At 52.9% G+C, this 25,189-nt stretch carries 24 protein-coding genes, 2 pseudogenes and 1 riboswitch; of the genes and pseudogenes, 7 read left to right on the forward strand and 19 right to left on the reverse strand.

What is annotated here, in order from left to right:
• Positions 1 to 177: 177 nt before the first annotated feature.
• From MYS68_RS38300 to MYS68_RS38310, 3 genes are all read left to right on the forward strand, one after another.
• A complete protein-coding gene (locus MYS68_RS38300; protein ID WP_248931163.1) occupies positions 178 to 1,050 on the forward strand; it encodes a hypothetical protein in 873 nt (290 codons plus the stop codon).
• A gap of 490 nt (positions 1,051 to 1,540) precedes the next feature.
• Entirely contained in the window at positions 1,541 to 2,083 is a 543-nt protein-coding gene (locus MYS68_RS38305; RefSeq protein WP_248931164.1) for a histidine phosphatase family protein, read from the forward strand.
• Positions 2,084 to 2,461: 378 nt separating this feature from the next.
• Positions 2,462 to 3,865 (forward strand): MFS transporter, encoded by a 1,404-nt coding sequence (locus tag MYS68_RS38310; RefSeq protein ID WP_248931165.1) that lies wholly within the window; start codon positions 2,462 to 2,464, stop codon positions 3,863 to 3,865.
• Positions 3,866 to 3,912: 47 nt separating this feature from the next.
• On the opposite strand, the gene MYS68_RS38315 is transcribed toward MYS68_RS38310, so the two are convergent.
• The 7 genes and pseudogenes from MYS68_RS38315 to MYS68_RS38345 all read right to left on the reverse strand — a co-directional run.
• Positions 3,913 to 4,209: a spore coat protein gene (locus MYS68_RS38315; protein WP_248931166.1), complete on the reverse strand. Its 297-nt coding sequence runs from the start codon at positions 4,207 to 4,209 to the stop codon at positions 3,913 to 3,915.
• A gap of 12 nt (positions 4,210 to 4,221) precedes the next feature.
• Positions 4,222 to 4,416 (reverse strand): hypothetical protein, encoded by a 195-nt coding sequence (locus MYS68_RS38320; RefSeq protein WP_248931167.1) that lies wholly within the window; start codon positions 4,414 to 4,416, stop codon positions 4,222 to 4,224.
• Positions 4,417 to 4,439: 23 nt separating this feature from the next.
• Positions 4,440 to 5,576, reverse strand: coding sequence for a zinc-dependent alcohol dehydrogenase (locus tag MYS68_RS38325; RefSeq protein WP_248931168.1), 1,137 nt, complete (start codon positions 5,574 to 5,576; stop codon positions 4,440 to 4,442).
• Entirely contained in the window at positions 5,573 to 5,959 is a 387-nt protein-coding gene (locus MYS68_RS38330; protein ID WP_248931169.1) for a spore coat protein, read from the reverse strand. Before MYS68_RS38330 ends, MYS68_RS38325 begins: the two co-directional genes overlap by 4 nt.
• A 13-nt stretch (positions 5,960 to 5,972) precedes the next feature.
• Complete coding sequence (locus MYS68_RS38335) at positions 5,973 to 6,212, reverse strand: spore gernimation protein GerQ (protein ID WP_248931170.1); 240 nt, start codon at positions 6,210 to 6,212, stop codon at positions 5,973 to 5,975.
• Positions 6,213 to 6,320: 108 nt separating this feature from the next.
• The gene (locus MYS68_RS38340) at positions 6,321 to 6,971 is read right to left on the reverse strand and encodes a cyclodeaminase/cyclohydrolase family protein (protein WP_248931183.1); all 651 of its coding nucleotides are present in this window, start codon (positions 6,969 to 6,971) and stop codon (positions 6,321 to 6,323) included.
• Positions 6,972 to 7,808: pseudogene (locus MYS68_RS38345) on the reverse strand (bifunctional 5,10-methylenetetrahydrofolate dehydrogenase/5,10-methenyltetrahydrofolate cyclohydrolase); the annotation flags it as partial.
• A gap of 87 nt (positions 7,809 to 7,895) precedes the next feature.
• A riboswitch (ZMP/ZTP riboswitch) is annotated at positions 7,896 to 7,979 on the reverse strand.
• 132 nt (positions 7,980 to 8,111) lie between these two features.
• On the opposite strand from MYS68_RS38345, the gene MYS68_RS38350 reads away from it, so the two are divergent.
• On the forward strand, positions 8,112 to 9,134 hold the full coding sequence (locus MYS68_RS38350) for a DUF3231 family protein (protein WP_248931171.1): 1,023 nt from the start codon (positions 8,112 to 8,114) through the stop codon (positions 9,132 to 9,134).
• A gap of 41 nt (positions 9,135 to 9,175) precedes the next feature.
• On the opposite strand, the gene MYS68_RS38790 is transcribed toward MYS68_RS38350, so the two are convergent.
• The 5 genes and pseudogenes from MYS68_RS38790 to MYS68_RS38370 all read right to left on the reverse strand — a co-directional run bounded on the left by MYS68_RS38790 (position 9,176) and on the right by MYS68_RS38370 (position 11,333).
• On the reverse strand, positions 9,176 to 9,682 hold the full coding sequence (locus MYS68_RS38790; RefSeq protein WP_275984200.1) for a GGDEF domain-containing protein: 507 nt from the start codon (positions 9,680 to 9,682) through the stop codon (positions 9,176 to 9,178).
• Between the two features lie 24 nt (positions 9,683 to 9,706).
• Positions 9,707 to 10,045: pseudogene (locus MYS68_RS38795) on the reverse strand (PAS domain S-box protein); the annotation flags it as partial.
• A 12-nt stretch (positions 10,046 to 10,057) separates the two neighbouring features.
• A complete protein-coding gene (locus tag MYS68_RS38360) occupies positions 10,058 to 10,480 on the reverse strand; it encodes a PAS domain S-box protein (protein ID WP_248931173.1) in 423 nt (140 codons plus the stop codon).
• A 168-nt stretch (positions 10,481 to 10,648) separates the two neighbouring features.
• Complete coding sequence (locus MYS68_RS38365) at positions 10,649 to 10,945, reverse strand: hypothetical protein (RefSeq protein WP_248931174.1); 297 nt, start codon at positions 10,943 to 10,945, stop codon at positions 10,649 to 10,651.
• 163 nt (positions 10,946 to 11,108) lie between these two features.
• Positions 11,109 to 11,333, reverse strand: coding sequence for a DUF1128 domain-containing protein (locus tag MYS68_RS38370; RefSeq protein WP_248931175.1), 225 nt, complete (start codon positions 11,331 to 11,333; stop codon positions 11,109 to 11,111).
• Between the two features lie 75 nt (positions 11,334 to 11,408).
• On the opposite strand from MYS68_RS38370, the gene MYS68_RS38375 reads away from it, so the two are divergent.
• Positions 11,409 to 11,810: a secondary thiamine-phosphate synthase enzyme YjbQ gene (locus MYS68_RS38375; RefSeq protein ID WP_248931176.1), complete on the forward strand. Its 402-nt coding sequence runs from the start codon at positions 11,409 to 11,411 to the stop codon at positions 11,808 to 11,810.
• A gap of 21 nt (positions 11,811 to 11,831) precedes the next feature.
• Here MYS68_RS38375 and MYS68_RS38380 read toward each other — a convergent pair whose 3' ends face one another.
• The 3 genes from MYS68_RS38380 to MYS68_RS38390 form a co-directional block, all read right to left on the reverse strand.
• Entirely contained in the window at positions 11,832 to 12,422 is a 591-nt protein-coding gene (locus MYS68_RS38380) for a TetR/AcrR family transcriptional regulator (RefSeq protein ID WP_248931177.1), read from the reverse strand.
• Between the two features lie 34 nt (positions 12,423 to 12,456).
• Positions 12,457 to 13,104: a YigZ family protein gene (locus MYS68_RS38385; RefSeq protein ID WP_248931178.1), complete on the reverse strand. Its 648-nt coding sequence runs from the start codon at positions 13,102 to 13,104 to the stop codon at positions 12,457 to 12,459.
• A 172-nt stretch (positions 13,105 to 13,276) separates the two neighbouring features.
• The gene (locus tag MYS68_RS38390) at positions 13,277 to 14,632 is read right to left on the reverse strand and encodes a glucose-6-phosphate isomerase (RefSeq protein ID WP_248931179.1); all 1,356 of its coding nucleotides are present in this window, start codon (positions 14,630 to 14,632) and stop codon (positions 13,277 to 13,279) included.
• Between the two features lie 164 nt (positions 14,633 to 14,796).
• On the opposite strand from MYS68_RS38390, the gene MYS68_RS38395 reads away from it, so the two are divergent.
• On the forward strand, positions 14,797 to 16,092 hold the full coding sequence (locus tag MYS68_RS38395) for an NAD(P)-binding domain-containing protein (protein ID WP_338043686.1): 1,296 nt from the start codon (positions 14,797 to 14,799) through the stop codon (positions 16,090 to 16,092).
• A 727-nt stretch (positions 16,093 to 16,819) separates the two neighbouring features.
• Here the strand turns inward: MYS68_RS38395 and ppnP are convergent.
• The 4 genes from ppnP to nirB all read right to left on the reverse strand — a co-directional run bounded on the left by ppnP (position 16,820) and on the right by nirB (position 22,237).
• Positions 16,820 to 17,137, reverse strand: a complete 318-nt coding sequence (gene ppnP, locus MYS68_RS38405) for a pyrimidine/purine nucleoside phosphorylase (protein ID WP_248931180.1) — start codon at positions 17,135 to 17,137, stop codon at positions 16,820 to 16,822.
• A gap of 14 nt (positions 17,138 to 17,151) precedes the next feature.
• Positions 17,152 to 19,161 (reverse strand): transketolase, encoded by a 2,010-nt coding sequence (gene tkt, locus MYS68_RS38410; RefSeq protein ID WP_248931181.1) that lies wholly within the window; start codon positions 19,159 to 19,161, stop codon positions 17,152 to 17,154.
• Between the two features lie 291 nt (positions 19,162 to 19,452).
• The gene (gene nirD, locus MYS68_RS38415) at positions 19,453 to 19,785 is read right to left on the reverse strand and encodes a nitrite reductase small subunit NirD (RefSeq protein ID WP_248931182.1); all 333 of its coding nucleotides are present in this window, start codon (positions 19,783 to 19,785) and stop codon (positions 19,453 to 19,455) included.
• Between the two features lie 19 nt (positions 19,786 to 19,804).
• Positions 19,805 to 22,237, reverse strand: coding sequence for a nitrite reductase large subunit NirB (gene nirB, locus MYS68_RS38420; protein WP_275984199.1), 2,433 nt, complete (start codon positions 22,235 to 22,237; stop codon positions 19,805 to 19,807).
• 1,200 nt (positions 22,238 to 23,437) lie between these two features.
• On the opposite strand from nirB, the gene MYS68_RS38425 reads away from it, so the two are divergent.
• A complete protein-coding gene (locus MYS68_RS38425; RefSeq protein WP_248924599.1) occupies positions 23,438 to 25,084 on the forward strand; it encodes an IS1634 family transposase in 1,647 nt (548 codons plus the stop codon).
• The last annotated feature ends 105 nt before the right edge of the window (positions 25,085 to 25,189 follow it).

Below are 25,189 nucleotides of genomic sequence, written 5' to 3' on the forward strand. Positions count from 1 at the left end.
CAGCATTGAAGTAGAATTTACTCAAAACTGATCGTAGACAATTCTTATCTATTTCCAATAAGATCGGTAATTTGTTTTTCTCTTAGGGACAGAACTTTTATTCGTCATACTTTTGCCATGTTCGAAAGAACAAAAATATGCGAAAGTATTAGTAAAAAAAGATGCCGTAACCTATGGTTGGATAATAATATTGATGAAATAATTGATCGAAAATGGGAGATAGAAGAAATTTTATTTTTTGAGGACAACAGCGATTTTATAAAATTATTAAAAGAGGCTGAAGCGCTTTATGAGTTTGGTTTCTATACTAGTTGTATCGCGTTGATTGGTATTTCAGCGGAAGATTACACAAAATATTTAGCTAATAAAATTGGAAAACGTGAATGGGAATCGAAAACACAACAGGATAGATTGAAATTAATGCATGAATCAAAATTAATCTCAACAGAATCTTACGCATTAATGAATGACATTCGTAATATTAGAAATGATTGTCTCCATTACAGTCAGAACTTTAAAAAGAAAGATAACAGGATATTAAAAAAGGAAGCTTTAAGTGTAATGAATAACTTCAAGGATATGTTGAAAATTTCCTTAGGTTTTAAAGAGAGTATGACAGTAGATAAATTTAATGATATTGTAAAAGCGGCTATAAATGAATTAAGTATTTCAGAAAATAAATATATTAAGAATTTTGATGATTTGATTTTCAAAGAACGAAATGCTCTTTCCCAGTTATTTAACTTAGACATAACGATTAAGCCGGGAACTGAACTGATATCAAGAGAAAGTATATATATTGTCGCAGAAGTTGACTTTAATTTTAAAGAAGTCATGTTAATTGATACTGCTAATGGTTATCCAGTTGTTATCGATCTGTCAGAGACAAATATAACTCAGATTCAAGGAATGAATCTTATTGAGAATGACATTGTTTATGGTGCCATAACCTCTACAGTGGATGCATTTGGACAAACCGCAGCTTGGACGTTAACAAGGATTAAAAAAAATTCGCTAAATTTAATATCAAATCAATATTATTTCGACTAATTCAATATATTTATGCATACTTAAAAATAAAGTTACTAGAGAAATAATTCTCATATGAGTGGCCTGCATTTACACTTTGCTTGCTCATCGCGTCGGAAGTTTTTTCCTCCGCATCAGAAAGCGAATTGGGTTGAAGCTTTTATGACCGCGTAATTCGAAGTGGGGCAAGATATAGGCAATGTACAGAGACTTTTGCAGTTGTCCGGGAATCTAGGGTTGACGGTATTTCCCGAAGCTTGCCACCGAGGAAGGTGTGGATTAAATAAAAGCAATTGCAGCGAAGCGGTTCGTATAAGGGACACCGGCGCACCCTGCTTCGTGATCATAAACGAAATTAAAATATCAGCTGCTTACCGGTTTCGGGTTTCGTTGATGTTTTTGAAATAATCATAAAGACGGAATATAAATTTTTATCAAAAAGCCCCCCATTCCCTGAAACATGCATGTACAGTTTCATTTTTTTGATGTAGTCGCAAGGAGGACACAACTGATGAAACATATTTACATCGTCCGGCACTGCAAAGCGGAAGGCCAAGCCCCCGATGCCCGGCTAACCGCAGCCGGTGTTGAACAAGCGGAAAAACTGGCCGAATTTCTCTCGGACAAAGCTATCGATTTGATCATCTCAAGTCCTTTTGCAAGAGCGTACCATACCATCAAACCATTATCCGATAAAATCGGTGTTGAAATCGCCTTGGATGAAAGATTAATGGAGAGAGTTTTGTCAGATAAAAACCACCCTGATTGGCGTGACATGCTTCGCAGGACATACGATGATTTGGACTTATGCTTTGAAGGCGGAGAATCCGGCAATACGGCTATGAGCCGTGCCATTCGTGTGGTTGAGGAGCTTCGAAACAGCAGCTGCAAAAACGCCGTCATCGTTTCACATGGAAACCTGATCTCGCTTATTTTAAAGCATTTTGATGATCGGATCGGGTATAAGGAGTGGGAAGCATTGTCCAATCCTGATGTATACCGTCTTTCCATTGTAGAGAATAAGCCTGATATTCAACGAATATGGGTAGACTGATTTTGCTTTTTCTCTCAGCCCCGACTATAATGTTTAATGATCATTTGTACGGAAAGGAGGCTAAAGCGATGAGAACCGTTTTCCTGCCCGATATAATGGAAAAAGGTGTAAAGGTTTCCGGCGATTTCGTTAGGACGGGATACGTATGCCCTTTTTCAAGATTACGTTTCACGAAAATGGTTACCGGAAGCTTTGGGCCTCATGTACAAATTAGCAATCGCTTAGTTAATCTTTGCTAATTCACATTGCATGATAAGGCGCCGGTGACGGCGTCTTTTTTTGTATATACGACGTCAGTTAAGAGGTGAACTTATTGGTAAAGAAATCAGATGACAAAGCCTCCTAAAATGAATAAAAAATTTTAGGAGGCTTCCCATAATGAAAACAATGGCACAAAAACAATCTTCAACCAAACTGTTAATGATGGTTTTGGTCCTCTCTTCCCTTCTGGCGGCAATTACGGTCGATATGGTCAATCCCGTTTTACCGCTGATCGGCGAGGCGCTGAATGCTTCAAAGGCTGAGGTCAGCTGGGTGGTAAGCGGCGTGGCCCTTGTGCTGGCGATCGGGGTTCCGCTTTATGGCCGGATGTCGGATTTTTTTGAACTGCGAAAACTGTTTACGGCAGCTGCTTCCATCATGACGCTGGGGAGCTTCCTGTGTGCGCTTGCCCCGAACTTGCCGTTGTTGGTATTGGGGCGAATGATCCAGGGAGCGGGAATGGCGGCGATACCTGTCCTGTCCGTTGTGACGATTTCCAAGGTTTTTGCCGAAGGAAAACGAGGCGCTGCTTTGGGGATTGTTGCCGGATGCATCGGAATCGGAACTGCATTTGGACCGATCTTTGGAGGGGTTGTCGGGCAGACTTGGGGCTGGTCCTCTTTGTTTTGGATCACATTTATTCTGTCTCTCCTCGTTGCGGCTGGCTCAGCATTCTCTCTTCCGGCAATCAAACCGCCGATGGCCGAGACGGGAGAGCAAAAATTTGACCTGATCGGCGGGGTATTGCTTGGATCCACCGCAGGATTTCTGCTGTTCGGGGTATCTCAAGGAGAGACGGCCGGTTTCGCCTCATTCTCTTCCCTAGGGAGTCTAATCGTGGCGGGCTTAGCCTTGATCGGGTTCATCCGGCGAATTCGTACAACGGATAAGCCGTTTGTACCGCCGACCCTTTTCGCTAACATGGGTTATGTCAACTCTGTCGTTGTGGCCTTTTTCTCGGTATTCGCTTATTTCGCCGTATTGGTATTTGTACCATTGCTGGTCGTGGAAGTAAACGGGCTCACTCCCGCAGAGGCGGGTTTGACCCTGCTGCCGGGAGGCGCCGCTGTAGCCATCCTTTCACCAATGGTTGGCCGCCTATCCGATCGGTTAGGAACAAAACCTCTCATTATAGCCGGACTCATTGTGATGGGAATGTCCACTCTGTTTCTGTCGACATGGGCCGCGGGAGCCTCGCCCGTACTCGTTTCTGCAGGTGTCCTGGGAGTCGGGGCCGCCTTCGCTTTCATTCATTCTCCGGCCAATAACGCGGCTGTCCGTACGCTTGCGCGAGACCAGGTTGGAGCGGGAATGGGCATATTCCAAGGCTCCATATACCTCGGAGCAGGTACGGGGGCCGGTATCATCGGAGCTTTTCTCCATGCACGCAGAGATGCCGCGGATTCGTTCAATCCGCTTTATGCCTTGGATGCGCCGGCTTATTCCGATGCGTTTCTGGCAACGACCGCAGCGGTGATCATCGCCCTGATTGCCGTTGCCGGTCTGCGAGACGAAAGCTGAGCGCCAAAAGAGCCTCCCGATTCACTCACGGAGGCTCTTTTTCCGTATCAAGACGGCAGGCTTAGCGCCGTTTGCATGTTCTGCAGATCAAGCTGCAGCTGCTCCTGCGGGTTCCACGGATGGTAAAACCCCTTCTCCATCAAATACATGGTGATCTGCTCGTGCATGTCGATCACCTCGTCCAAATGCTTCATCAGCACCGCCTTAACCTCCGGCGTGCCGACTTCCGTGACCGCTGCGGCGTAATTGCGAACCCCTGACTTGGCGGAGATCAGCAAATCCATGGCGATGACCTGGTCGGTCATTACGTGCATTCCGGTCAAGTGCTCCAAAATCGTGTTCATGCATTTACACCCCTATTGTTTCGCTTTGGACATGATCGCGCTCAGTTCCTGCAGCTGCCGAGTCGTGATGTCCACGTCCCGCTGCAAAATTTGCTTCAACGCAGGGTCGGAAACGAGCACCTGCATCGTCTTCGATTTTGTCAAACAGACCGTCTTGAACGCGGCCATTTCATGTACTTCCAGCGTTTCGTGCAGCGCATATACCATACATGTTCCTCCTATCCAATGACCTACGGTTTGAGTACAACCTTGATGCAGTTGTCCTGCCGCGTGTCGAAAATTTCATATCCCCGCTTCGCTTCGCTGAGAGGAATCACGTGGGTTATCACATCGCCCGGATCCACCTTGCCGGTATCGATCAGCTCGTACATGTAGGGCATGTAGTGGATGACCGGCGCTTGTCCCGTTTTAACCGTCACGTTGCGTTGAAAAATGTCGCCGAGCGGGAACGCGTTGTACCTTCCGCCGTACACACCGGTAATCTGGATGGTACCGCCCTTGCGTACACACTGGGTGGCAATCACGATACCGCCCATCGCTCCGCCCTGGAGCTTCAACCCGGAGGCCAACGCCTCCAGCGGCGTCATCTTGCCGCTCATGCCGGAGCAATCGATGACCACATCGGCCCCACCCTTGGTGATCTCCTTCAAATACATCCCTGCGTTCTCGTGCTGCTCTACATTGACGATTTCGACGTTGTTTGTGCGCTTCGCATGCTGCAGCCGGTAATCGAGAAAATCCGCGGCTATGACCCGCTTCGCACCTTTGAACCAGCAAAATTTTTGCACAAGCAGCCCTACCGGTCCGCAGCCGATCACAATGACTGTGTCGCCTTCCTTCACCCCGGCGTTATCGACACTCCAGAATGCCGTCGTCATCGCGTCCGAGATCAGGCACAGCTTTTCGTCGGGATGCTCGCAGCTTTCCGGAATTTTGAAATGGGTAAAATTCGCGAACGGCACCCGCAAATACTCGGCTTGTCCGCCCGGGTGACCCCCGGTCGTCCCGGAATAACCGAAAAAGCCGCCCATTTCGCCATGCTCGTTCGAGTTGTCGCATTGGCTTTCCAGGTGGTTTTGGCAGTACCAGCATTGGCCGCAGCTGATGGTGAACGGAATGATCACGCGATCCCCTTTCTTCAGCTTGGTCACGCCGGGGCCTACTTCCTCGACGATCCCCATCGGTTCGTGCCCGACGATATAATCTTCATGCATGTTCGGAATCATGCCGTGAAACAAATGCAGGTCGGAGCCGCAAATGGCGGTCGAGGTCGTCCGGATGATCATATCGTCCGGTTTTTCGATTTTCGGATCGGGCATCTCTTTGACTTCCACGTTTTTTATCCCTTGGTACGTAACGGCCTTCATGCCTGATGCCCTCCCATATGCTCATCCGGTGTGCGGTCGAACATGCCTTTGCGTCTCGTGTCATCCGGGAACAGCTTGAGCTGCGCGATTTGCACCGTTTGCTCCGCACTAAGCATATCGAGCTGAAACTGCTCCTGCAGCTCGTACGGATGGAACCATTTTTTGCGGATCATCAGCTCGGAGATCTCCTGATGAAGCGCGATGCCTTGATGAAGCTGCGCGCGCAGCAGCGCTCTCGCTTCAGGCGATGCGGTTTCGGTGAGGGCAAACGCCGTGTTGCGGACGCCGTCTTTCACCCGAACGAGAAAATCCATAGCGAAAGTCATGTCCGCCATCTCCGGCATGTTTAAAGAATTGGCCGGGTCGACATAATCCATTTTCATATAAGCGGTCACCTCAATTCAGGATGGGAGCAGGGCGGCGGTCCGGCACCGGCGCGCTGAACGGCGCCCGTTGATAAAGAGCCTGCAAATCGGCCAAAGCTTGGATGGACTGGTCGACATCCTTCTGCATTAAATCCTTGAGCTCCTGATCGAATACGATGCCCTGCATCAGCTTGGATTTGGCCAAACATAAGGTCTTGAAATTGATTGCTTCGTGGATTTCCAACGCTTCGTGGGGAGCTAATGGTTTCATTCCTGACACCTCCTGGCAATGCAGTTACAGTTAGTGTTTGTTTAGATCAAGGCTGTATACCTGATCGGAATATGAAAAAAAGCCCACCAACGGTGAGCTTTCCACTTTCTACCCCAAGATCCTGCCCCGGGTTATTTGCAATGTTTCGTCTTTCAGCTCCCCGATCTCGCGGATCAGCGAAGACATAATGTCCGAATACCGGCGCTTCAGCTCCATATCCTTCAATGAAGCCATATTTATCTCTACGGTCAGCAATGCGGACTGCGCTGCAGCTTCAAACAAGAGGGCTCCGATGCCAAGATCGGAGATCACATTTTTATTGCACGAATCGGCAATGCGGCTCGTGCTTATCATCCCGTCCCTGCACACCTCGATGAGTCGGAGAGGCACGTCCATGGCAAGGAGAGCGGCTTCCTGAATCGCTTTTCTGCGCACGTCCTTTTCTTCCTCCGTACCCTTGGGAAGTTTCAAGGCATTCATATATTGATTGAACGAAGCGATGTCCGCTTGAAGCAGATGTTCGCATTCTGCGGTTAAGCTGCGAATACTCTCCATAACCTCGGCGATGCGGGAATGAATATGCGCGAATTTTTCCCCCTGGGACAAGCTGCCGACCATGGACGTCATCGAGGCCCCGAGCGCGGCGACAAGAGCCGCTACGCTTCCCCCACCCGGTGTCGGATGGGAACTCCCCGCCTGCTCCAAAAAATAGCGAAGCGAATCGTCCCAAGTTACCGCATGCGCCTTCTTCTCCGGCATCTGTATGTCGATTGCCTTCATGAGGTTCTCATAAAGGATAGCGGAGGTTAATGTTCCGACACCGCCCGGAACCGGGGATACGGCGGCAGCATAATCGCCGACATCGGCTGCTGCGTCGCCTGTGATTTTCCCATCATCCGTCTCATTTATTCCCGCATCGATGATGACGAGATTTGAATGTACCATATCCCGCCGGACAAGATGCGGACGGCCGGCAGCAACAAAGGCTATTTCGGCATGCTGAAGATGCGAAGCGATGTCCGGTGTGCGGGAATGACACACGGTAACGGTAGCATTTTCCCTTTGCAGCATATGAAACAGCGGCAGCCCGACGGTCTGTCCTCTTCCCACCAAAGTGACGTTCCTGCCCTCAAGCGTATAGCCGTAAAACTTAAGAAGCTTTATGCAAGCTTGCGGAGTGGCGGGGTAAAGCCCCGGATCCCCTGTGACGACAGCCAGCTTATTGGCGGGGGTGACTCCGTCTACGTCCTTGACGGGCGAGATGGCCTTTATGATGCTGCCGGTCGATATGTGGTCAGGCAGGGGAAGCTCCAGCATGATGCCGTGAACGGAGCGATCCTCATTCAATCGGGTGATCAGCCGAACGATCTCTTCTTCCGTGATTTCCGCCGGAAACGAATGGAGCTCAAAAGCCACCCCGAGCTTCGCGGCAATTCTTTGTTTGGCCTGTGCGTAATATGCCGAGGCTGGGTCGCCTTCGACCAAAATGGTTGCCATTTTAGGCTGCACGCCTGCCGATTTCCATTCCTCCACTTGCGATCTGACCGTTTCATACACCTGATCCGCCGCTTCTTTCGCCTTCATGACCAATGCCATGTCGAGTACCTCCCTAACAATTTTTTAGAGCGATAAACAAAAAAAAGCACCTGCGCCGGCTCGTCAGCATAACGAGTCCCACCGCAGATACTTTCCCCAGGCGAACGGACGTTTCAGCTGTATGCTTCCTCGTGGTTCATTCCACTTTCATCGCCAGTCACATACAGGGTTATTTCCTTCATTTTATCAAAGATCGGGCTCAAAGGAAACCGTTATAACCAAAGATGCGCGCTGCCGGACCGAATAAATTACGAATCCGGCAGGATACTATTGGGGAACGAAATCGTTTAATGGAGGATGAGCATGTCATCTTATAAGCCTCAGGAAAAGCAGGCCAACATCGAATTCAGCTGCACGGAGATCGGGGGACTTTGGGGCGTTTATATGCAGGAGAGTATGGCGGTATGCTTCCTGACCTACTTGATCCATCATCTTCAGGATGCGGAAATTATTCCTTTGGCCAAAGAGGTTTTGTCCGTTTCGCAGGATCGGATAAGTAAAATCAAAAAAATGTTCCTCGCCGAAAATTTCCCCATACCCGCAGGCTTTTCGGAGGGCGATGTAAACCTGGCCGCACCGCCGCTTTTTCACGACACGTTCACCTTAAGTTTCATCTATATGATGAATCGCCTTGGAATGATTAATTTCTCTTTTGTCGCCTCCAATAATGTTCGGCTTGATGTTCTGGATTTTTTTAACGAGTGTATACATTCATCAACCGAAATGTTCGGAAAAGCGGTACGCATGATGCTGGAGAAAGGCGTCTATGACCGTCCGCCGAAAATGAATTACCCCCAAAAAATCGAGTACGTGCAGAAATTATCATTTATGGACGGATTGTTTAGCGGAAAAAGGCCTCTGAACGCTATTGAATTATCTGAAATCTTTTTCAATATCGAGCGAAATTACTTCTCCGTCATTATCATGCTTGGATTTGCCCAAGTGCTGCAGGATAAAAAATTAAAGGATTTCGTCATGAGAGGCAAAAAAATCAGCGAGCGGCAGATCGAATTATTTAACAATCTGCTCATGGAGGAGGATTTGCTCGGAACCGTAACCGTCAGTATGGAAGTAACGGATTCGACCGTTTCGCCCTTTTCGGAAAAAATGATCATATCGCTGATCCATATATTGAACTCTGTGGACATTCTCTTGATCTCGCACGCCCTGGCGCTGTCAATGCGGGCCGATCTCGCCGCTCATTACACGAAGATCATCGGCGAGGTGATGTCGTACGCCAAGGATACTTTTGATCTTGTGGTGGAACGAAAATGGCTGGAGCAGCCTCCTCTTACGACAAATCGAAAACAGCTCATTCAATCTTAAAAAACCGCAAAGCTGCGGTCGCCCGGAGCTTTGCGGCTCGTTTAATGCGGCAGCTGCGCATACATCCGCACGCTGTTTTTACCGGCTTGCTTTACGGCATACATAGCCTGATCGGCACGCTTCAGCAGCATCTCGAGCGTAGTTCCGTGATTCGGAAAAAGAGCGACGCCGATGCTCGGACTTACTTTAAGCGAAGCCCCGTGATAAATGAACGGTTCGTTCAGCTTGTCCAGCAGCTGTCCGGCAAATCGCGCGGCCGCGCAGTCGTCCTCAAGCGGCTGAAGCAGAACCGTGAACTCGTCACCGCCCATCCGGGCCGCCATATCGCCAATGCCGATGCTTTGCCTGAGCCGGATTCCGACGGTATTCAGCACAAAATCGCCTGCGCCGTGCCCATACCGGTCGTTGATGAATTTGAAGCCGTCGAGATCGATCAGCAGCAGCGCGAGCTTCTGTCCGGATGCCTCCGCTTGCTTCAGCGCCGCATCGGCGTGCTCCTGAAATTTTCGGCGGTTGGGCAGCTCGGTTAAAGAGTCGTGATAAGCCATGTAGTTGATCAGCGCTTCCGCATGCTTGCGGTGGGTAATATCTTTGGCGATGCAGTATACGCCGATGACCTCGTTATCCACCTTGATCGGCAGCATCGACACGCTGATTTCCACGCGGCTGCCGTTTTTATGAATAAGAGCGGATTCGAGATTGTATGTGCTTCCCCTCTTCGTTTCTTCGAAATAATAACGGAGCTCGTCGATCCGCTCCACCGTAATTACCTCCCGCACCAAGCGCAGGTGCAGCTCTCGAAACGTATAGCCGGTGATCCGTTCGACTGCCGGATTGGCGCTGGTAAACCGTCCCTCCATATCGAGCGAAAATACCGCATCCGGATTATGCTCGAACAGCGACTTGAACCTTTGCTCGCTTTCCTAAAGCAGCCGTTCGTCCTGCTTTCGTTTTGTAATATCCCGAATGATGCAGGCGTACGATTCCAACGTCTCTCCGTCAAAACGCAGGGGGACAATCGACTCGCTGACGATAAACTCGCTGCCGTCCTTACGTTTCTTCCACGTTTCATAAGCGCCGATCTGCCAGTTTTTCGTGCGAAGCGCTGCCCCGAAGTCTTCGGCCATACGTTCGGGAACGACAGGCAGCTTGCGATTCAGAACCTCTTCCCGCCCCCAACCGAACAAGTCCTCGAATGTATCATTTACGAAAAGGACCGTATCGTCCAGACGGCAAACAATGAAAGCGACCGTCGGGTTATGGGTGAGCGCCTCCACCATTGCTCTGGCCAGCTTATATTCCTTTTCCAGCCGGTTTATCTTTTCCGCATCGAATGTTTTCGTCAATGAGCATCCTCCAAGCCGATTATACATCGGTTAATACTTTAAATATCGGCACAGCGGCTCTTCCTGTTTTGTTAAAGATTTCACGCAACGTAAGAACATCCTCACAAAAACATTCCCACACACAAAAAACCTCCCCCCGCATGCGGGAAGAGGCTGCCTTCTGCCATTTTACCAAATGAAACCGCCGGGATAGCCGAAGCCAAAGCCGCCGCCGTAAGGATAGCCGCCAAAACCAAAGCCGCCGCCGTAGGCGAAAGGCAAAGTACCGATGGCCAGCAGATCAAACAGCACCAAAGGAATGAATGCCGACGTCCTGACCGTCTTGCCGCCCTTGACCGGAGCCAGGTACAGTGCATTGCCCTGTATGCGCACCAGCTTGCCGCTGACCATCGTGCCGTCTTTTTTCAGAGCGTAAATGCGCTTGCCGACAAGCTTCCGCACGTCCGCTTTCTTGACCGATTGCATGATATATTCCACCTCCGTACGAAAATCAGGTATTGGAGTTACCCTACCATAGTACGGAGATCGAACGAGCGCTGCCTGTTTGGCTGTCCCTGTGACAAACAAGAATGTGCTTATGCCACGGAGTGAAAATGCACCTTTATTTCGAAGAGCATCCGCTTCGCGCTTATACTTTGCGGAGCCGGCCCAGCTCGGTCGTAATCGCTTCGATTTCGCTGATGCTGAAATTGTTTTTGCTCGCGACCATTTCGTAAATATCCTTCAAATCCTCATACAAGTCCGTATTGAAGTGCGAAGCCTTGAAAGCGGCGCCGGAAGCCATTCTCAGCTTCTTCTTGATCGCTTCGATCATAAATTCGGCGTTTTCCGCCGTTTTTTGAGATAAGTCCATTGTAGTCCCTCTTTTCGCAAAGATTGGTTTTTCAAGCCAGGTTTCATATACTTAAAAGAAAAAGGAGGCCGTCCGATGATCCACACGCTGCACATTGAAACGAAACAACGCGATGAAATCATTGACATTACCCCGAAAGTGAGCGACCTGCTGAGGCAGGAGCCTCTGGAGGACGGACTTGCCATCGTCTATTGTCCCCATACGACCGCCGGAATTGCCGTCAATGAAAATGCCGACCCCGATGTGAAAAAAGATATTCTCATGCGCTTAAACGAAGTGTATCCCTGGGAGCATCCTAAGTATGAGCACGCCGAGGGCAATTCCGCCGCGCACCTGAAAGCGATCACCGTCGGCTCTTCGCAGACGCTGCTCGTCGCCGGCGGTCGGCTCGTATTGGGCCGCTGGCAGGGCATTTACTTTTGCGAGTTCGACGGCCCACGCCGGCGCCAATGTCTCGTTCGCTTCATAAAGGGGTAACAGGGCCCGGCAGCCGGCATGCTACGAGTTCAGCAGGCCTGCGCACAAATATTTGACGTGGGCCTCGGCCAGCTTTTTCACTTCGTCGTAGTTCTGATTAAAATGTATGCTGTAGGAGATGAAACCATGCAGCGACATGAACAAACTCCACGGTGCGGTGTACATTTTCGATTCCGCGCCCGGCAGCTTGGCGATTACCGCTCGCACCACCGTGGCGAACAGCTCCAGACACTGGGCCTGCTCGATCCGCGAATACCGGCGCAGCTCCGGATCATTGATCATGAACATAATTTCGTACTGCTTCGGGTTTTCCAGACCGAATTTGATAAATTCGAGCATCAGCTTCTCCAGCTGTGCCACATCCCCGAGCCGCGTCCGGCCGATCAGCTCTTGCGAACGCTTCACCAGCATTTTGAAATCCTTCATCACCAAAGCATGAAACAGCTCGGCTTTCTCCTTGAAATGGTAATACAGCGCGCCGTGACTGTAACCCATCGCCTGGGCAATGCTTCTCATCGTTAACCCGCGATAGCCGTGCGCAATAAACAGCTCGCGGGCTTCCTCCAATATGCGCTCCCGGCTCAATTCCTGTGCGACTGCCTTTCTGGCCATGCTCTCCACTCGCTTTCTCCGCTGTGCTGCACTCTTACTCGCCGCGATCTGCAATATCATGCTCAACGTACCGGTCCTCGCCGCGCGCGATCACAGCCTGACCTTGCGTGAGATCGGTCATCCAGGCCACGAACCATTCGGCTTCCGGTGCCTCCGGCAAACAGACAATCGTTACTTTATCCGTAAACAGCGTTTCCCCGAGCAGAGTACCCCGGTTACGCAGCTCGTTTTCCACCTTGCCATGCCACGTATAATCGATCGTTACCCGCACCTCCGCATGAAGCACGCGGTACACCGGCTTCGCGGCGGCAATGCCGGTCACGGCGCCGTCCGTATAAGCGCGGATCAGCCCGCCGGCTCCTAGCATGATGCCCCCGAAGTAGCGGGTAACGACAACAACGACGTTTTTCAAGCCCTGATGTTTGATGACCTCCAAAATCGGCTTGCCCGCGGTCCCGCTCGGCTCCCCGTCATCCGACTGCTTCTGGCATTCGTCCCGTTCCCCGACGACATAAGCGGAGCAGTTATGCGTGGCGGACCAATGCTCCTTTTTAACGCTTTCAATGAACCGGATGGCTTCTTCCTCGGAATCGACGGGTTTGGCGTGGCCGATAAATCTCGATTTCTTGATCACGATTTCGTCCACGCCCAGCTGTTTTAACGTTTTATATTGGGTAAGCATGATGATCCTCCCGTTTGATCTCCATCCGCTTAGTATTTCGCCATCCCGTGTTAAAATTCCTACCGCAGCCGCAAGAAAACTTCTCCCAAAGTCCCCCCAGGACGAGCGGCCGCGTTCTAAAAAAGACAAAGCCCTCCCCATGTTTCATGGGAAGGGCCACTTGGCCTTTCGATTATCGGTTCAGCCTTGCTTCCAGCTCCGCCTTTTCCTTCTCGAAGCCCGGTTTGCCGAGCAGCGCGAACATGTTTTTCTTGTACGCCTCGACCCCCGGCTGATCGAACGGATTGACGCCGAGCAGGTAACCGCTGATGCCGCAAGCTTTTTCAAAAAAGTACACCATGTAACCGAACGTATACGGGGTCATATTCGGTATCGTCACGATCAGATTCGGCACGCCGCCGTCGGTATGCGCAAGCATCGTGCCTTCGAACGCCTTCTTGTTGACGAAGTCCATCGTTTTGCCGCTGAGGAAGTTCAGGCCGTCCAGATTTTCCGCATCTTCGCCGATGACGATCGACTCCGACACATTTTCAACCTGGATGACCGTCTCGAACAAGGTGCGGCTCCCCTCCTGAATGAACTGCCCCATCGAGTGCAGATCCGTCGAAAAATCGACCGAAGCCGGGTATATCCCTTTATAGTCCTTGCCTTCGCTTTCGCCGAACAGCTGCTTCCACCACTCGGATACGAAGTGCAAAGACGGCTCGTAGTTCACGAGAATTTCCGTCGTCTTGCCTTTGCGGTACAGCGCGTTGCGGACGGCGGCGTATTGGTAGCTTTCGTTCTCGGCAAGATTCGGATTCGCATACGCTTCGCGCGCGTCGGCGGCGCCTTTCATCATCGCCTCAATGTCGATGCCTGCGGCAGCGATCGGCAGGAGCCCTACGGCGGTGAGCACCGAATAACGGCCTCCGACATCGTCCGGGATGACGAACGATTCGTAGCCTTCCGCATTGGCCAGCGTCTTCAGCGCCCCGCGGGCGCGGTCGGTCGTGGCGTAAATGCGCTTGCGCGCGCCTTCTTTGCCGTACTTCTTCTCCAGCAGCTCGCGGAAAATGCGGAACGCGATCGCCGGCTCCGTCGTCGTTCCCGATTTGGAGATGACGTTCACGGAAATGTCTTTGCCTTCAAGCAGCTGCAGCAGATGCGTCACGTAAGTGGAGCTGATGTTGTTGCCGACGAAGTAAATTTCCGGCGTCTTGCGTTTGTCTTTCGGCAAAATGTTGTAAAAAGAGTGGGACAGCATTTCGAGCGCCGCACGCGCTCCGAGGTACGAACCGCCGATCCCGATGACGACGAGCGCGTCCGAATCGGATTGAATTTGCTTAGCCGCTTTCTGGATGCGGGCGAATTCTTCCTTGTCGTAATTCACCGGCAGGTCGATCCAGCCCAAATAATCGCTGCCTGCACCGGTTCCGTTATGTAATTGGTCATGCGCCAGCTTGACGGCATCCTTCAAATAATCGACCTCATGCTGGCCGATAAATGTCAACGCTTTGCTGTAATCGAAACGAAGTTTTCCACTCATCCAAAATCCTCCTCTTTTTACATACTATCGATAGAATACTGTACTTCCTTTCGTCAATCAAGTCCGCTCTTCCGAAGCGTCCACATGCCCGATTTTCGCCGAACTCGGTCATTCACAGCCTGTCTGCGAAATGCTACAATATGTGCTAGAGGTGATCGTTGACTATGAAAATGATCGGATTTATCGGGCTTGGAACCATGGGCAGTCCCATGGCGGCAAACCTGCTGGACAAGGGCTACAACGTCATTGTATATAACCGGACGAGGGAAAAAGCGGACGAGCTCGCCCGCCGCGGCGCCGACGTGGCCGATTCGCCGGCCGAAGTCGCACGTCAGGCGGACGTGGTGTTCACGATGCTCAGCAACGACCAGGCTCTGCTCGAAACGTTTCACGGCGAGAACGGCATCATGCACGGCCTGCGTCCCGGCACCACCGTCATCGACTGCAGCACCGTTTCCCCGGAAACGAGCCGCAAGCTTCATGAGGAGCTGGCGGCGCATTTTTGCGATTTTCTCGATGCCCCGGTCGCAGGCAGCAAGCCGGCTGCGGAAAGCGGCGCGCTTTCGTTTATGGTCGGCGGAAGCCGGGAGGTGTTGGACGAGCACAAGGCGATACTCGAAGCGATGGGCAAACTTGTCGTCCATATGGGGCCTGCCGGCTCCGGCTCCACCGCCAAGCTGGCGAACAATACGATCGTCGCGATCAACACGCTCGGCCTGATCGAAGGCATGTCGATGGCGGCGAAAGCCGGAATCGACCCCGAAGCGTTCCTGAAGGTGCTCCTTTCCGGCGGCGCAAGCAGCCGGATGGCCGAGCTGAAGGGCGAACGCATCCTCGACCGCGATTTCAGCACGCAATTCGCGCTGGAGCTGATGCTCAAGGATTTGCTGCTCGCAGGCGATTTGACCGCCCGGCATCAGCTGCCCTCCCCGCTGCTGAAAGCCGCCACCGGCATCTTCCAGATGGGGCTCAGCCGCGGACTCGGTGCGCAGGATTTGTCCGCCATCGCGATGTGCTACGAAGACTGGATGCATGCGCAGATCGCGAAAAAAGCCGCTCCGCCGCAGGCTGCCGCCGAGCCGGCTAAGCCGGAACCGTTCGGGCGCGACCGCCGCAAAGGGACGCGCGTCCAAATGAACGTCAAGCTGCTGTTGTCCGTCTACGAATGGGAGCAGGAAGGCTCCTTCTCCGGCCAGCAGATCGAGGGCATGTTGTACGACTTGTCCGAGAGCGGGCTGCAAATCGTATCCGACTTCCCGCTCACGAAAGACATGTTCGTCGTCATCCACTTCCCGCAGGAAGCGGAGCTTCCTCCGATCATCGGGCGCATCATCCGGATTACTCCGGACGGAACCAACTTCCGCTACGGCTGCATGCTGTCCGGGCTGCCGCTGTACGTAAGGCTGAAGCTGGAGGAGTATATCAAGCGGAAGGTCGAGGCGGGTACGTCGTTAGCATAAGGGATGGCGCTTCAGCCTGACTTGCCGAACGACATGGGGGCTATGGACCGAAATAAGCAGCTTCTGAGCTTAGCGGAACTCACGTTCGCTATTCCATGGAAAAACGGGTCACTTTGAAAAATAGAGGAACTGAGATGCGCTAAATCGGTGGAAAATGGTGTGTGGTTCGGTAATCCGGCCAAATAACGCACCTGGGTTCCGCTAATTTTCAAAAATATCCGAAACTGGCCCCTTTAGGGAACCGTAGTTTCTCTAAAGTCCCGTTACCCGACAAAATTTCGCTCGGACGCCCTGGACCCGCCTGGTTAGCGCGGCTGCTCGCTTCCAGTTCGCGTGGATCGCCCCCCTAAATAAGATGACCGAGCGTCACAAAGAGGAACGAAAATGGGCGCCATCGTCTATTTTCCCATCAAATCCCCCCGGCGGGGGGACCCCAGGCGCCCCGGACCCGCCTTTTAGGAGGGAGAGCTCGCTTCTAGTTCGCGTATGTCGGGCATGAATTTGTTGCTGTTAGGCAATAAATTCTATGCCCGACACGCTTTACTTTTGGAGCAGTGCCTTGGGAGAGACTGTGTGCCTCTGGCCCGCGTTTGTCCGGCACGTTTCGGCTATCGCCGAAATGGTGCCACGCTTTACGATGTGCGTGAATATACAAAATCCCCCTTCCCTGCGAGTCATCTCGCTTGGGTGAGGGGGATTTTTCGTCCGTTACGCCGGATGGACCGCCTTACTCATTAATATAGGAACAGATATAATCGGTTACCGCGGTAACGTCGAGCTTGAACTTCGAGTTGGCCGGCACGGTGAACTCGCCGGTTCCGCTGATTTGCTTCCATTCCGTTTCGCCCGGAAGCAGCACTTTCAGCTCGCCCGCCTGAATTTCCATGATCTCTTTCGCATCGGTGCCGAACTCGTATTGCCCCGGCATCATAATGCCGAGTGTTTTTTTCGTACCGTCCGCGAACAGTACGGTGCGGCTCGTTACTTTTCCGTCGAAGTAGACGTTGGCTTTCGTCACGACGGACACATTATCAAATTGCGACATGGCTATGTTCTCCTTTATTTCAACAGCTGCTTCGCTTGAGCAACTACATTTTCTACGGTGAAGCCGTATTCTTTAATGACAACCGGACCCGGAGCCGAAGCGCCGAATTTGTCGATGCCGAGGACAGCGCCTTGGTCGCCGACATAACGGTCCCAGCCCATCGGATGGGCCATTTCGATCGCAAGGCGGGCTTTGACATCCGGCAGGATGACGGAGTCTTTATAGCTTTGTGGCTGCTTGTCGAACAGCTCCCAGCTCGGCATGCTGATGACGCGGGCGGCAATGCCTTGCTCAGCCAGCTGCTTTTGGGCTTGTACCGCGAGCTGCACTTCCGTACCTGTCGCGATCAGCTGCACCTGCGGCTTACCTCCCGGAGCATCGGACAGCACGTACGCGCCTTTGAGCACGCCTTCGGCCGCTTTCTCGGAGCCTTCAAGCTTCGCTGCCGCCTGGCGGGAGTAAACCAATGCCACCGGACCTTTTTTGTTCTCAACCGCATAACGCCATGCGGCTGCCGTTTCGCTGCCGTCCGCCGGACGGATGACCGTCACACCCGGAATGACGCGAAGCGCGGCCAGCTGCTCGATCGGCTCATGCGTAGGTCCGTCCTCGCCGACGCCGATGCTGTCGTGGGTGAATACATAAATCGCAGGAACGCCCATGATCGAAGCGAGACGAATCGCCGGACGCAGGTAGTCGGAGAAGACGAAGAACGTGCCGCCGAACACTTTGAGGCCGCCGTGCAGCAGCATGCCGTTGATCGCCGCGCCCATGCCGAACTCGCGGACGCCGAAATAAATGTTGCGGCCGCTGTAATCTTTCGCATGCATAACGCCGAGACCCTTCATGTGAGTCATCGTCGAGGACTCGAGGTCCGCGGAACCGCCTACGAGGAAAGGAACGTTTTGCGCGATCGCATTCAACACCGTACCCGATGCGGTACGCGTTCCTTTGGAAGCGTCGGCGTCCGCCGGGATGTCCTTGTCCCATCCGGCAGGCAGTTCGCCGGCAACAGCCTGCTCGAACTGCTTCGCCAGCTCCGGATATTGCTTCGCATACTCCGCGAACATTTGCTTCCATTCCGCTTCCGCCTTGATGCCGCGCTGCTTCGCTTCATTAAAATGAGCGTACACTTCCTCCGGCACATGGAAATGCTGATTTTCATCCCAGCCGTAAGCCTTTTTCGTGAGTACGACTTCGTCCGCTCCGAGCGGAGATCCGTGAGGGCCGGCATGTCCGCCTTTGCCCGCCTTGTTCGGGCTTCCGTAACCGATGATGGTCTTGACTTCGATCAACGTTGGACGGTAGTCCGCCTGCGCTTCCAAAATCGCCTTATGCAGCGCTTCCAGATCGTTTCCGTCCTCCACGCGCAAATATTGCCAGCCATATCCTTCAAAACGGCTCTTCGCCTGCTCCGCAAACGAAAGGCTGAGCTCGCCGTCCAGCGAAATATCGTTGGAATCGTACAGCACGATCAGCTTGCCGAGCTTCTGATGTCCAGCAAGCGAAGCCGCTTCGCTGGAGATACCTTCCATCAGGTCGCCGTCGCCGCAAATGACATATGTGTAGTGATCGATGATGCGGTAGTTCTCTTTGTTATATACTGCAGCCAAATGAGCTTCAGCCAAAGCCATGCCCACCGCCATGCCGAAGCCTTGTCCGAGCGGACCCGTCGTCGCGTCAACGCCCGGCGTATGATATACTTCCGGATGGCCCGGCGTCAGGCTGCCCCATTGGCGGAACTGCTTGAGCTCTTCCATCGGCAGGTCGTAACCGCTCAGGTGCAGCAAGCTGTACAGCAGCATGGAGCCGTGTCCGGCGGACAATACGAAACGGTCGCGGTTAATCCACTGCGGGTTCTCCGGATTGTGCTTCATCACGCGCGCGTACAGCTCGTATCCCATCGGCGCAGCGCCCATCGGCATGCCCGGGTGACCGGAGTTCGCCTTCTGCACCGCATCGATCGACAGCGTACGAATCGTGTCGATCGACAATTGTTGAATCGATTTGTTCGTTACAGTCATTGCATAACCCTCCTGAATCTTAGTTCGAAACGTTGGATTTTTGAAACGCCATTATGAAAATGTTCACGTGTGCTTACATTAGAGTACACGGAAAACCACTCGCTTTATTGTACCATTCCGCAAGAAAGTTTGCCACAATAAACCAAGCTGAGAGCTTTGCTTTTTAGCGAATAAACTTATCGTACCAAACGAAAGAATTCCCTATACCTTTCCAGCCAAAAAAAGAGACGCCCTCGCCGGCGAAGCCGAGGAGCCGTCTCATAAACAGTTGCATATGCCGCAAATGCAGGGTCAAGCCGATAAGCTGCCCGAAGCGATTTTCAGATAAACGTTGCCGCTAACCGCATCGGTTTCGACGGCAAACGTCCGCACGCAGCCTTCGTCGGGAGCTTGTACGAGCCCGTCCTTGACGTTGATTTTCCAATCGTGCAGCGGACAAAAGACGTGATGATCGCAGACGATGCCTTCCGAAAGCTTGCCTGCCTTGTGTGGGCATCTGTTTTCAACCGCATACAATTCGCCGCTGGAAAGCTTGAATATCGCCACCTCGATACCGCCTACCCGAACCGTGCGGGACCGAAGCGGCGGGATTTCCGAAATGTGGGCCACCAGTAAACGTTCCATGATCGCCATCCTCCTCGTCTTAGCTTTCGCGTGCCGCGGCCGCTTCCGGGGCCGGCAAATCATCGAACAGCGTCCGCAGCTCCCGCGTTTCGATGATTTCTTTCCAGGGATCCTTCGTCAGACCGAGCGTTTTTTCGATCCGCTCCACCAGCGCTGCCCGCTTTTCCGGGGTATCCAAAGCCTGGCGAATCGATTCCAACCCGACGCGTTCGACCCATTCGGAGGTACGCTCGTTCCATTTCGCCGTTTCCCGGTAATGCTGCAGGAAAGCGCCGCAATATTCGATAACCTCTTCCTCGGTTTTTACCTTGAAAAGCAGATCCGCAGCCCGCACCTTGACGCCGCCGTTGCCTCCGACATAAAGCTCCCAGCCGCCGTCGATCGCTACGACGCCGAAATCCTTGATCACCGATTCCGCACAATTCCTCGGGCAGCCGGAAACCGCCATTTTCACTTTCGCCGGCGTGTTCAGCCGTTCGTATTTTTTCTCCAGCTCGATTCCCATTTTAATGGAGTCCTGCGTGCCGAAACGGCAAAACGTGCTGCCTACGCACGTTTTGACCGTACGCAGCGCTTTCGCGTAAGCATAGCCGGACGGCATGTCGAGATCGGCCCACATTTTCGGCAAATCTTCCTTCTTCACGCCGAGCAGGTCGATGCGCTGTCCCCCGGTAATTTTCACCATGGGCACATTGTATTTGTCCGCGACGTCGGCGATTTTCCGCAGCTCCTGCGGGGAAGTGACGCCGCCGTAAATGCGCGGCACCACCGAATACGTTCCGTCATGCTGGATGTTGGCATGGTTGCGCTCGTTGACGAATCGCGACTCGCGCTCGTCTTCGTGCTCTTCCGGCCATACCATGCCGAGGTAATAGTTGAGCGCCGGGCGGCATTTCGAGCAGCCTTCCGGGTTGCTCCAGCCAAGCACGTTCATCACTTCCTTGCCGGTTGTCAGGTGCATGGAACGGATCGCCTCCACCACTTCGTCCCGGCTCATCGCCGTGCAGCCGCAAATGCCTTCTTTGCTTGCCGTCACGGCGTCTTCCCCGAGCGTACATGCCAGCAGTTCCTTGACCAAAGGCTTGCAGCCGCCGCAGGAGCGAGATGCGTTCGTACAGGCGCGAATCTCGTCGACGGAGGTGAGGCCTTTCTCCTGAATCGCCTGAACGATCGCCCCTTTCGTGACACCGTTGCAGCCGCATATGATTTCGTCCGCGGACATGGAGGCGACGGAAGATCCGCCTGAGCTTTTGCCCGCCCCTTCGCCCAAAATGACCTCTTTCTCCCGGCCGCCGATATCTTCTCCGCTGCGAATGAGTTTGAAGATGCGGGAGCTGTCGCTCGTATCACCGAACATGACCGCTCCGATAACCTTGCCGTCCTTGATCACAATCTTCTTGTAAATGCCGTCGATGTCGTCCTGCACGCGAATCGACTTCGTATCCGGTGCATCCATAAACTGGCCGCCCGAGAACACATCGACACCGGAAACCTTCAGCTTGGTCGACGTGACCGAACCTTCGTACGGCGCGCAGTCTATGCCGCACAGCTTTTTCGCCAGCACATCGCCCTGATCATAGAGCGGAGCGACAAGTCCGTAGGCAACGCCCCGATGCTCCGCGCATTCGCCGACCGCATACACGTGAGGCACGTTTGTCTGCAAAAAGTCGTCGACCACAATGCCGCGGTTCACTTCGATGCCGTTTTCTTTGGCGAGCGCCACATTCGGGCGAATGCCGACAGCCATAACGATGAGATCGGCCTCCGCCATGCTGCCGTCCTTGAACTTCAGTCCGGTTACCCGCTTCTTGCCGAGAATTTGCTCGGACTGCTTTTCCAGCAAAAACTTCATGCCCTGCCGTTCGAGCTCGATCTGCAGCATACGCGAGGCGGTTTCGTCGAGCTGCCGCTCCATCAAATGCCTGAAGATGTGAACGACGGAAACATCCATATTCAGGTTGAGCAGCCCGCGCGCCGCCTCGAGCCCAAGTAAGCCTCCGCCGATGACGACCGCCTTCTTGTATTTTTTCGCGGCTTCGATCATCGTTTCGCAGTCCTTGATGTCGCGGAACGCGATAACCCCTTCCTTGTCCGCCCCCGGCAGCGGGAGCATAAACGGAAGCGATCCCGTAGCGAGAATGAGGTCGTCGTATGGCACAGTGACGCCCTGGTCCGAAGTTACCGTTTTATGGATCGTATCGATTTTCGTCACGGTCTGGCCCGCGTGGAAAGTAATGTGATTTTCGCGGTACCAATCCCAATCGTTGATCACAATGTCTTTCATCGTGGAGTCTCCCGCGAGCACGGAAGACAGCAATATGCGGTTATAGTTCGGATGCGGCTCGCTTCCAAATATTGTAATGTCGAACTTCCCGGGTGCAAGTTTGATAATATGCTCAATGCAGTTCACTCCGGCCATCCCGTTCCCGACCAAAACAAGCCTTCTCTTCATGATCCCACTCCCCGCTTCTCAAGTTTCCATCACATCATATGTCATATATATCCTTTCCACCCCGTCGATTAACCGTATACCACCATTTATACGTCATATTTAATGACATGATTTATTTTATAAATCCAATATAACCGAAATTTCCTTATTATTCAATATTTCATGTTATTATTACTGACATTATGAAATATTTCCGCACATAATACGTACATTAAGCGATTATTCGATTTCAATGTTCGTGTTTTAAAAAAAGCACCATTTATCGATAAAGATAATTAAGGAGCATTCCCTATGCAGGCACGTCAAAGTAGAGCTTCCCTTCGCCCCGCGCCATAAAGCATCCCGAGAGCGCTTTTTCCAGCTCTCGGCCCCCGTCAGCGCGGGAACGTGCGGCTGAGAGACGGTTTTTCCGGCTCTCAGCCTACCGCTCTTAAAGCAACCCGAGAGCGCTTTTTTCCCGCTCTCAGACCCCATCAGCGCGGAAACACCCGGCTGAGAGACGATTTTTCCGGCTCTCAGCCTCCCCGAGCGCCCTTCACCGCTCATAAAGCAACCCGAGAGCGCTTTTTCACGCTCTCAGACCCCGTCAGCGCGGGAACGTGCGGCTGAGAGACGGTTTTTCCGGCTCTCAGCCTCCCCAATCGCCCTTCACCGCTCATAAAGCAACCCGAGAGCGCTTTTTCACGCTCTCAGACCCCGTCAGCGCAGGAACACCCGGCCGAGAGACGGTTTTTCCGGCTCTCGGCCTCCCCGATCGACCTTCCCCGCTCATAAAGCAACCCCGAGAGCGCTTTTTTCCCGCTCTCGGACCCCGTCAGCGCGGGAACGTGCGGCTGAGAGACGGTTTTTCCGGCTCTCCGCCTACCCAATCGCCCTTCACCACTCATAAAGGCAACCCGAGAGCGCTTTTTTCACGCTCTCACTCCCCAGATGCGCAGGAACACCCGGCCGAGAGACGGTTTTCCCGGCTCTCAGCCTCCTTCCAAAGCATCCATCACCCCGGGTTCGACAGTAACCCTCGAAAAGTAGGCACCCTTTTGGGTGCTGTGGACAACTGAAATCCAGATTTGACGCGGCTTTTCGGACTTTTCCACAGGCACTACGACGCGAAAAAATCCAAAAAACTGTAGGCACTAAATTTTTGTGGATAATTAGATATTTTTGTTGCATTTCTTGTAGTATATATTATATCCTGTAGATATGTATATACGAACAATCTCTCGTAAAAATAAAAACGGTTCGATCACCCGTTACGTACAGCTCGCCCATAATGAGCGAAATCCTGTGACCGGAACTCCACAAGCGAAAGTCCTGTACCATTTCGGCCGCGCTGACGAACTGGACATGGAGGGCTTGAAACGTCTTGCCGCCAGCATCCACCGTTTTATTGGCGAGCCGCAAGCGCCCTCTCCATCTTCAGCGCAACCCGCTTCGGTTACGCTCCTTAGCAGTCGTTCGCTGGGCGGCGTATGGCTGCTCGATCAACTTTGGAAGAAGCTTGGTATCGGCGAAGCGATTACACGACGACTTGCCGACCGGGAATACCGCATGCCGGTTGAACGCGCCATCTTTGCCATGGTGGCCAATCGGGCGCTGGCACCAAGCAGCAAGCTGGCGATTGAAGATTGGGTGGATCGTGAAGTGGTCATCCCGGACCTTCCGGCGTTTGACGTGCAGCATGGCTACCGGGCAATGGATTTTCTGCTCACGTCGGAAGAAAGCATCCAGCGTGAAGTGTTCCATACGGTAGCGGATTTGCTGAATCTGGAAGTCGATCTGCTGTTCTTCGACACGACCTCCACGTATTTTGAGACGGAAGAGGACGACGAAGACGATTTTCGCAAAACCGGTTATTCGAAAGACCATCGCCCCGACCTTCCGCAGGTGGTCATCGGTTTTGCTGTCACGCGTGAGGGCATCCCGATTCGTTGTTGGGTGTGGCCGGGCAATACGTCGGATATGAACGTTGTGCCGCAGGTGAAAAAGGATCTGATCGGGTGGAAACTCGGGCGTGTGATTACCGTCGTCGACCGCGGTTTCTCCTCCGAAGACAATCTGCGCGTACTGCAACAGAGCGGCGGCCACTACATTGCCGGGGAGAAGATGACGTCGGGCAAGCCGACCGTCGAAGCGGCACTCGCGCATCCGGGACGTTTCAAAACGATCCGAGACAACCTGGAGGTCAAGGAGATCGTCGTGGGGGATGGCGAAGCGCGCAAGCGATACGTGCTCGTTCGCAATCCGGAAGAAGCAAAGCGGGATGCCGCCCGGCGCGAAGCGCATCTGGAGCAGCTGCGCACGGAGCTTGCCCGGTTGAAGGAACTGGACGGCGAAGCGCATACCGGGGCACACTGCCGTCTACACAGCCATCCGACGTACAAACGGTATCTCAAGACCGACAAGCGCGGCAATCTGCGTATCGATCTGGCCGCCGTCAAAGCGATGGAGCATCTGGACGGCAAATACTTGCTGCGCACCTCTGACGACACCTTGTCCACGGAAGACGTGGCACTCGGGTACAAGCAATTGCTTCAGGTGGAAGCAGCGTTTCGGACACTCAAGCAATCGCTGGAACTGCGGCCGGTCTACCACCGGAAAGAAGAACGGATTCGCGCACATGTCCTGCTTTGCTGGCTGGCCTTGATGCTCATCCGGATTGCAGAAAACCAAACCGGTCAAACGTGGCGCGAGATTCGTTCGCTCATGCAGACGCTGCATCTGGTTGAGTACCGTTTGGATGGTGGAAAGCTGCGGCAACGGACGGAATTAACGGACGAACATCGGGCAATTGTTTCGGCCTTGCAAATCGCAGAACCCCAGCAAATATGGGATATTTCGCTCTCTTGACCCCCAAAAGATGTAGGCACCACACGTAGTTATCCACAACTGCCGCATCCCTTGTCCCGCTTGGGTTTGAGACGGATTGTGCATCTACCGACTGTCGAACCCGGG

The sequence above is a fragment of the Paenibacillus hamazuiensis genome, from assembly GCF_023276405.1.
GTDB lineage: Bacteria > Bacillota > Bacilli > Paenibacillales > NBRC-103111 > Paenibacillus_AF > Paenibacillus_AF hamazuiensis.

Excerpts from the sequence above, each read along its gene's own strand:
- MYS68_RS38320 (WP_248931167.1), bottom strand. The coding sequence starts at position 4,416 with ATGGTATATGCGCTGCACGAAACGCTGGAAGTACATGAAATGGCCGCG.
- MYS68_RS38335 (WP_248931170.1), bottom strand. The coding sequence starts at position 6,212 with ATGAAACCATTAGCTCCCCACGAAGCGTTGGAAATCCACGAAGCAATC.
- MYS68_RS38380 (WP_248931177.1), bottom strand. The coding sequence starts at position 12,422 with ATGGCCAGAAAGGCAGTCGCACAGGAATTGAGCCGGGAGCGCATATTG.
- tkt (WP_248931181.1), bottom strand. The coding sequence starts at position 19,161 with ATGACTGTAACGAACAAATCGATTCAACAATTGTCGATCGACACGATT.
- MYS68_RS38330 (WP_248931169.1), bottom strand. The coding sequence starts at position 5,959 with ATGAAAATGGATTATGTCGACCCGGCCAATTCTTTAAACATGCCGGAG.
- MYS68_RS38375 (WP_248931176.1), top strand. The coding sequence starts at position 11,409 with ATGATCCACACGCTGCACATTGAAACGAAACAACGCGATGAAATCATT.
- nirD (WP_248931182.1), bottom strand. The coding sequence starts at position 19,785 with ATGGAACGTTTACTGGTGGCCCACATTTCGGAAATCCCGCCGCTTCGG.
- ppnP (WP_248931180.1), bottom strand. The coding sequence starts at position 17,137 with ATGTCGCAATTTGATAATGTGTCCGTCGTGACGAAAGCCAACGTCTAC.
- nirB (WP_275984199.1), bottom strand. The coding sequence starts at position 22,237 with ATGAAGAGAAGGCTTGTTTTGGTCGGGAACGGGATGGCCGGAGTGAAC.
- MYS68_RS38790 (WP_275984200.1), bottom strand. The coding sequence starts at position 9,682 with ATGGCTTATCACGACTCTTTAACCGAGCTGCCCAACCGCCGAAAATTT.
- MYS68_RS38315 (WP_248931166.1), bottom strand. The coding sequence starts at position 4,209 with ATGAACACGATTTTGGAGCACTTGACCGGAATGCACGTAATGACCGAC.
- MYS68_RS38365 (WP_248931174.1), bottom strand. The coding sequence starts at position 10,945 with ATGCAATCGGTCAAGAAAGCGGACGTGCGGAAGCTTGTCGGCAAGCGC.
- MYS68_RS38390 (WP_248931179.1), bottom strand. The coding sequence starts at position 14,632 with ATGAGTGGAAAACTTCGTTTCGATTACAGCAAAGCGTTGACATTTATC.
- MYS68_RS38425 (WP_248924599.1), top strand. The coding sequence starts at position 23,438 with ATGTATATACGAACAATCTCTCGTAAAAATAAAAACGGTTCGATCACC.
- MYS68_RS38340 (WP_248931183.1), bottom strand. The coding sequence starts at position 6,971 with ATGCCGGAGAAGAAGGCGCATGCGGTAACTTGGGACGATTCGCTTCGC.
- MYS68_RS38310 (WP_248931165.1), top strand. The coding sequence starts at position 2,462 with ATGAAAACAATGGCACAAAAACAATCTTCAACCAAACTGTTAATGATG.
- MYS68_RS38305 (WP_248931164.1), top strand. The coding sequence starts at position 1,541 with ATGAAACATATTTACATCGTCCGGCACTGCAAAGCGGAAGGCCAAGCC.
- MYS68_RS38370 (WP_248931175.1), bottom strand. The coding sequence starts at position 11,333 with ATGGACTTATCTCAAAAAACGGCGGAAAACGCCGAATTTATGATCGAA.
- MYS68_RS38350 (WP_248931171.1), top strand. The coding sequence starts at position 8,112 with ATGTCATCTTATAAGCCTCAGGAAAAGCAGGCCAACATCGAATTCAGC.
- MYS68_RS38325 (WP_248931168.1), bottom strand. The coding sequence starts at position 5,576 with ATGAAGGCCGTTACGTACCAAGGGATAAAAAACGTGGAAGTCAAAGAG.
- MYS68_RS38395 (WP_338043686.1), top strand. The coding sequence starts at position 14,797 with ATGAAAATGATCGGATTTATCGGGCTTGGAACCATGGGCAGTCCCATG.
- MYS68_RS38385 (WP_248931178.1), bottom strand. The coding sequence starts at position 13,104 with ATGCTTACCCAATATAAAACGTTAAAACAGCTGGGCGTGGACGAAATC.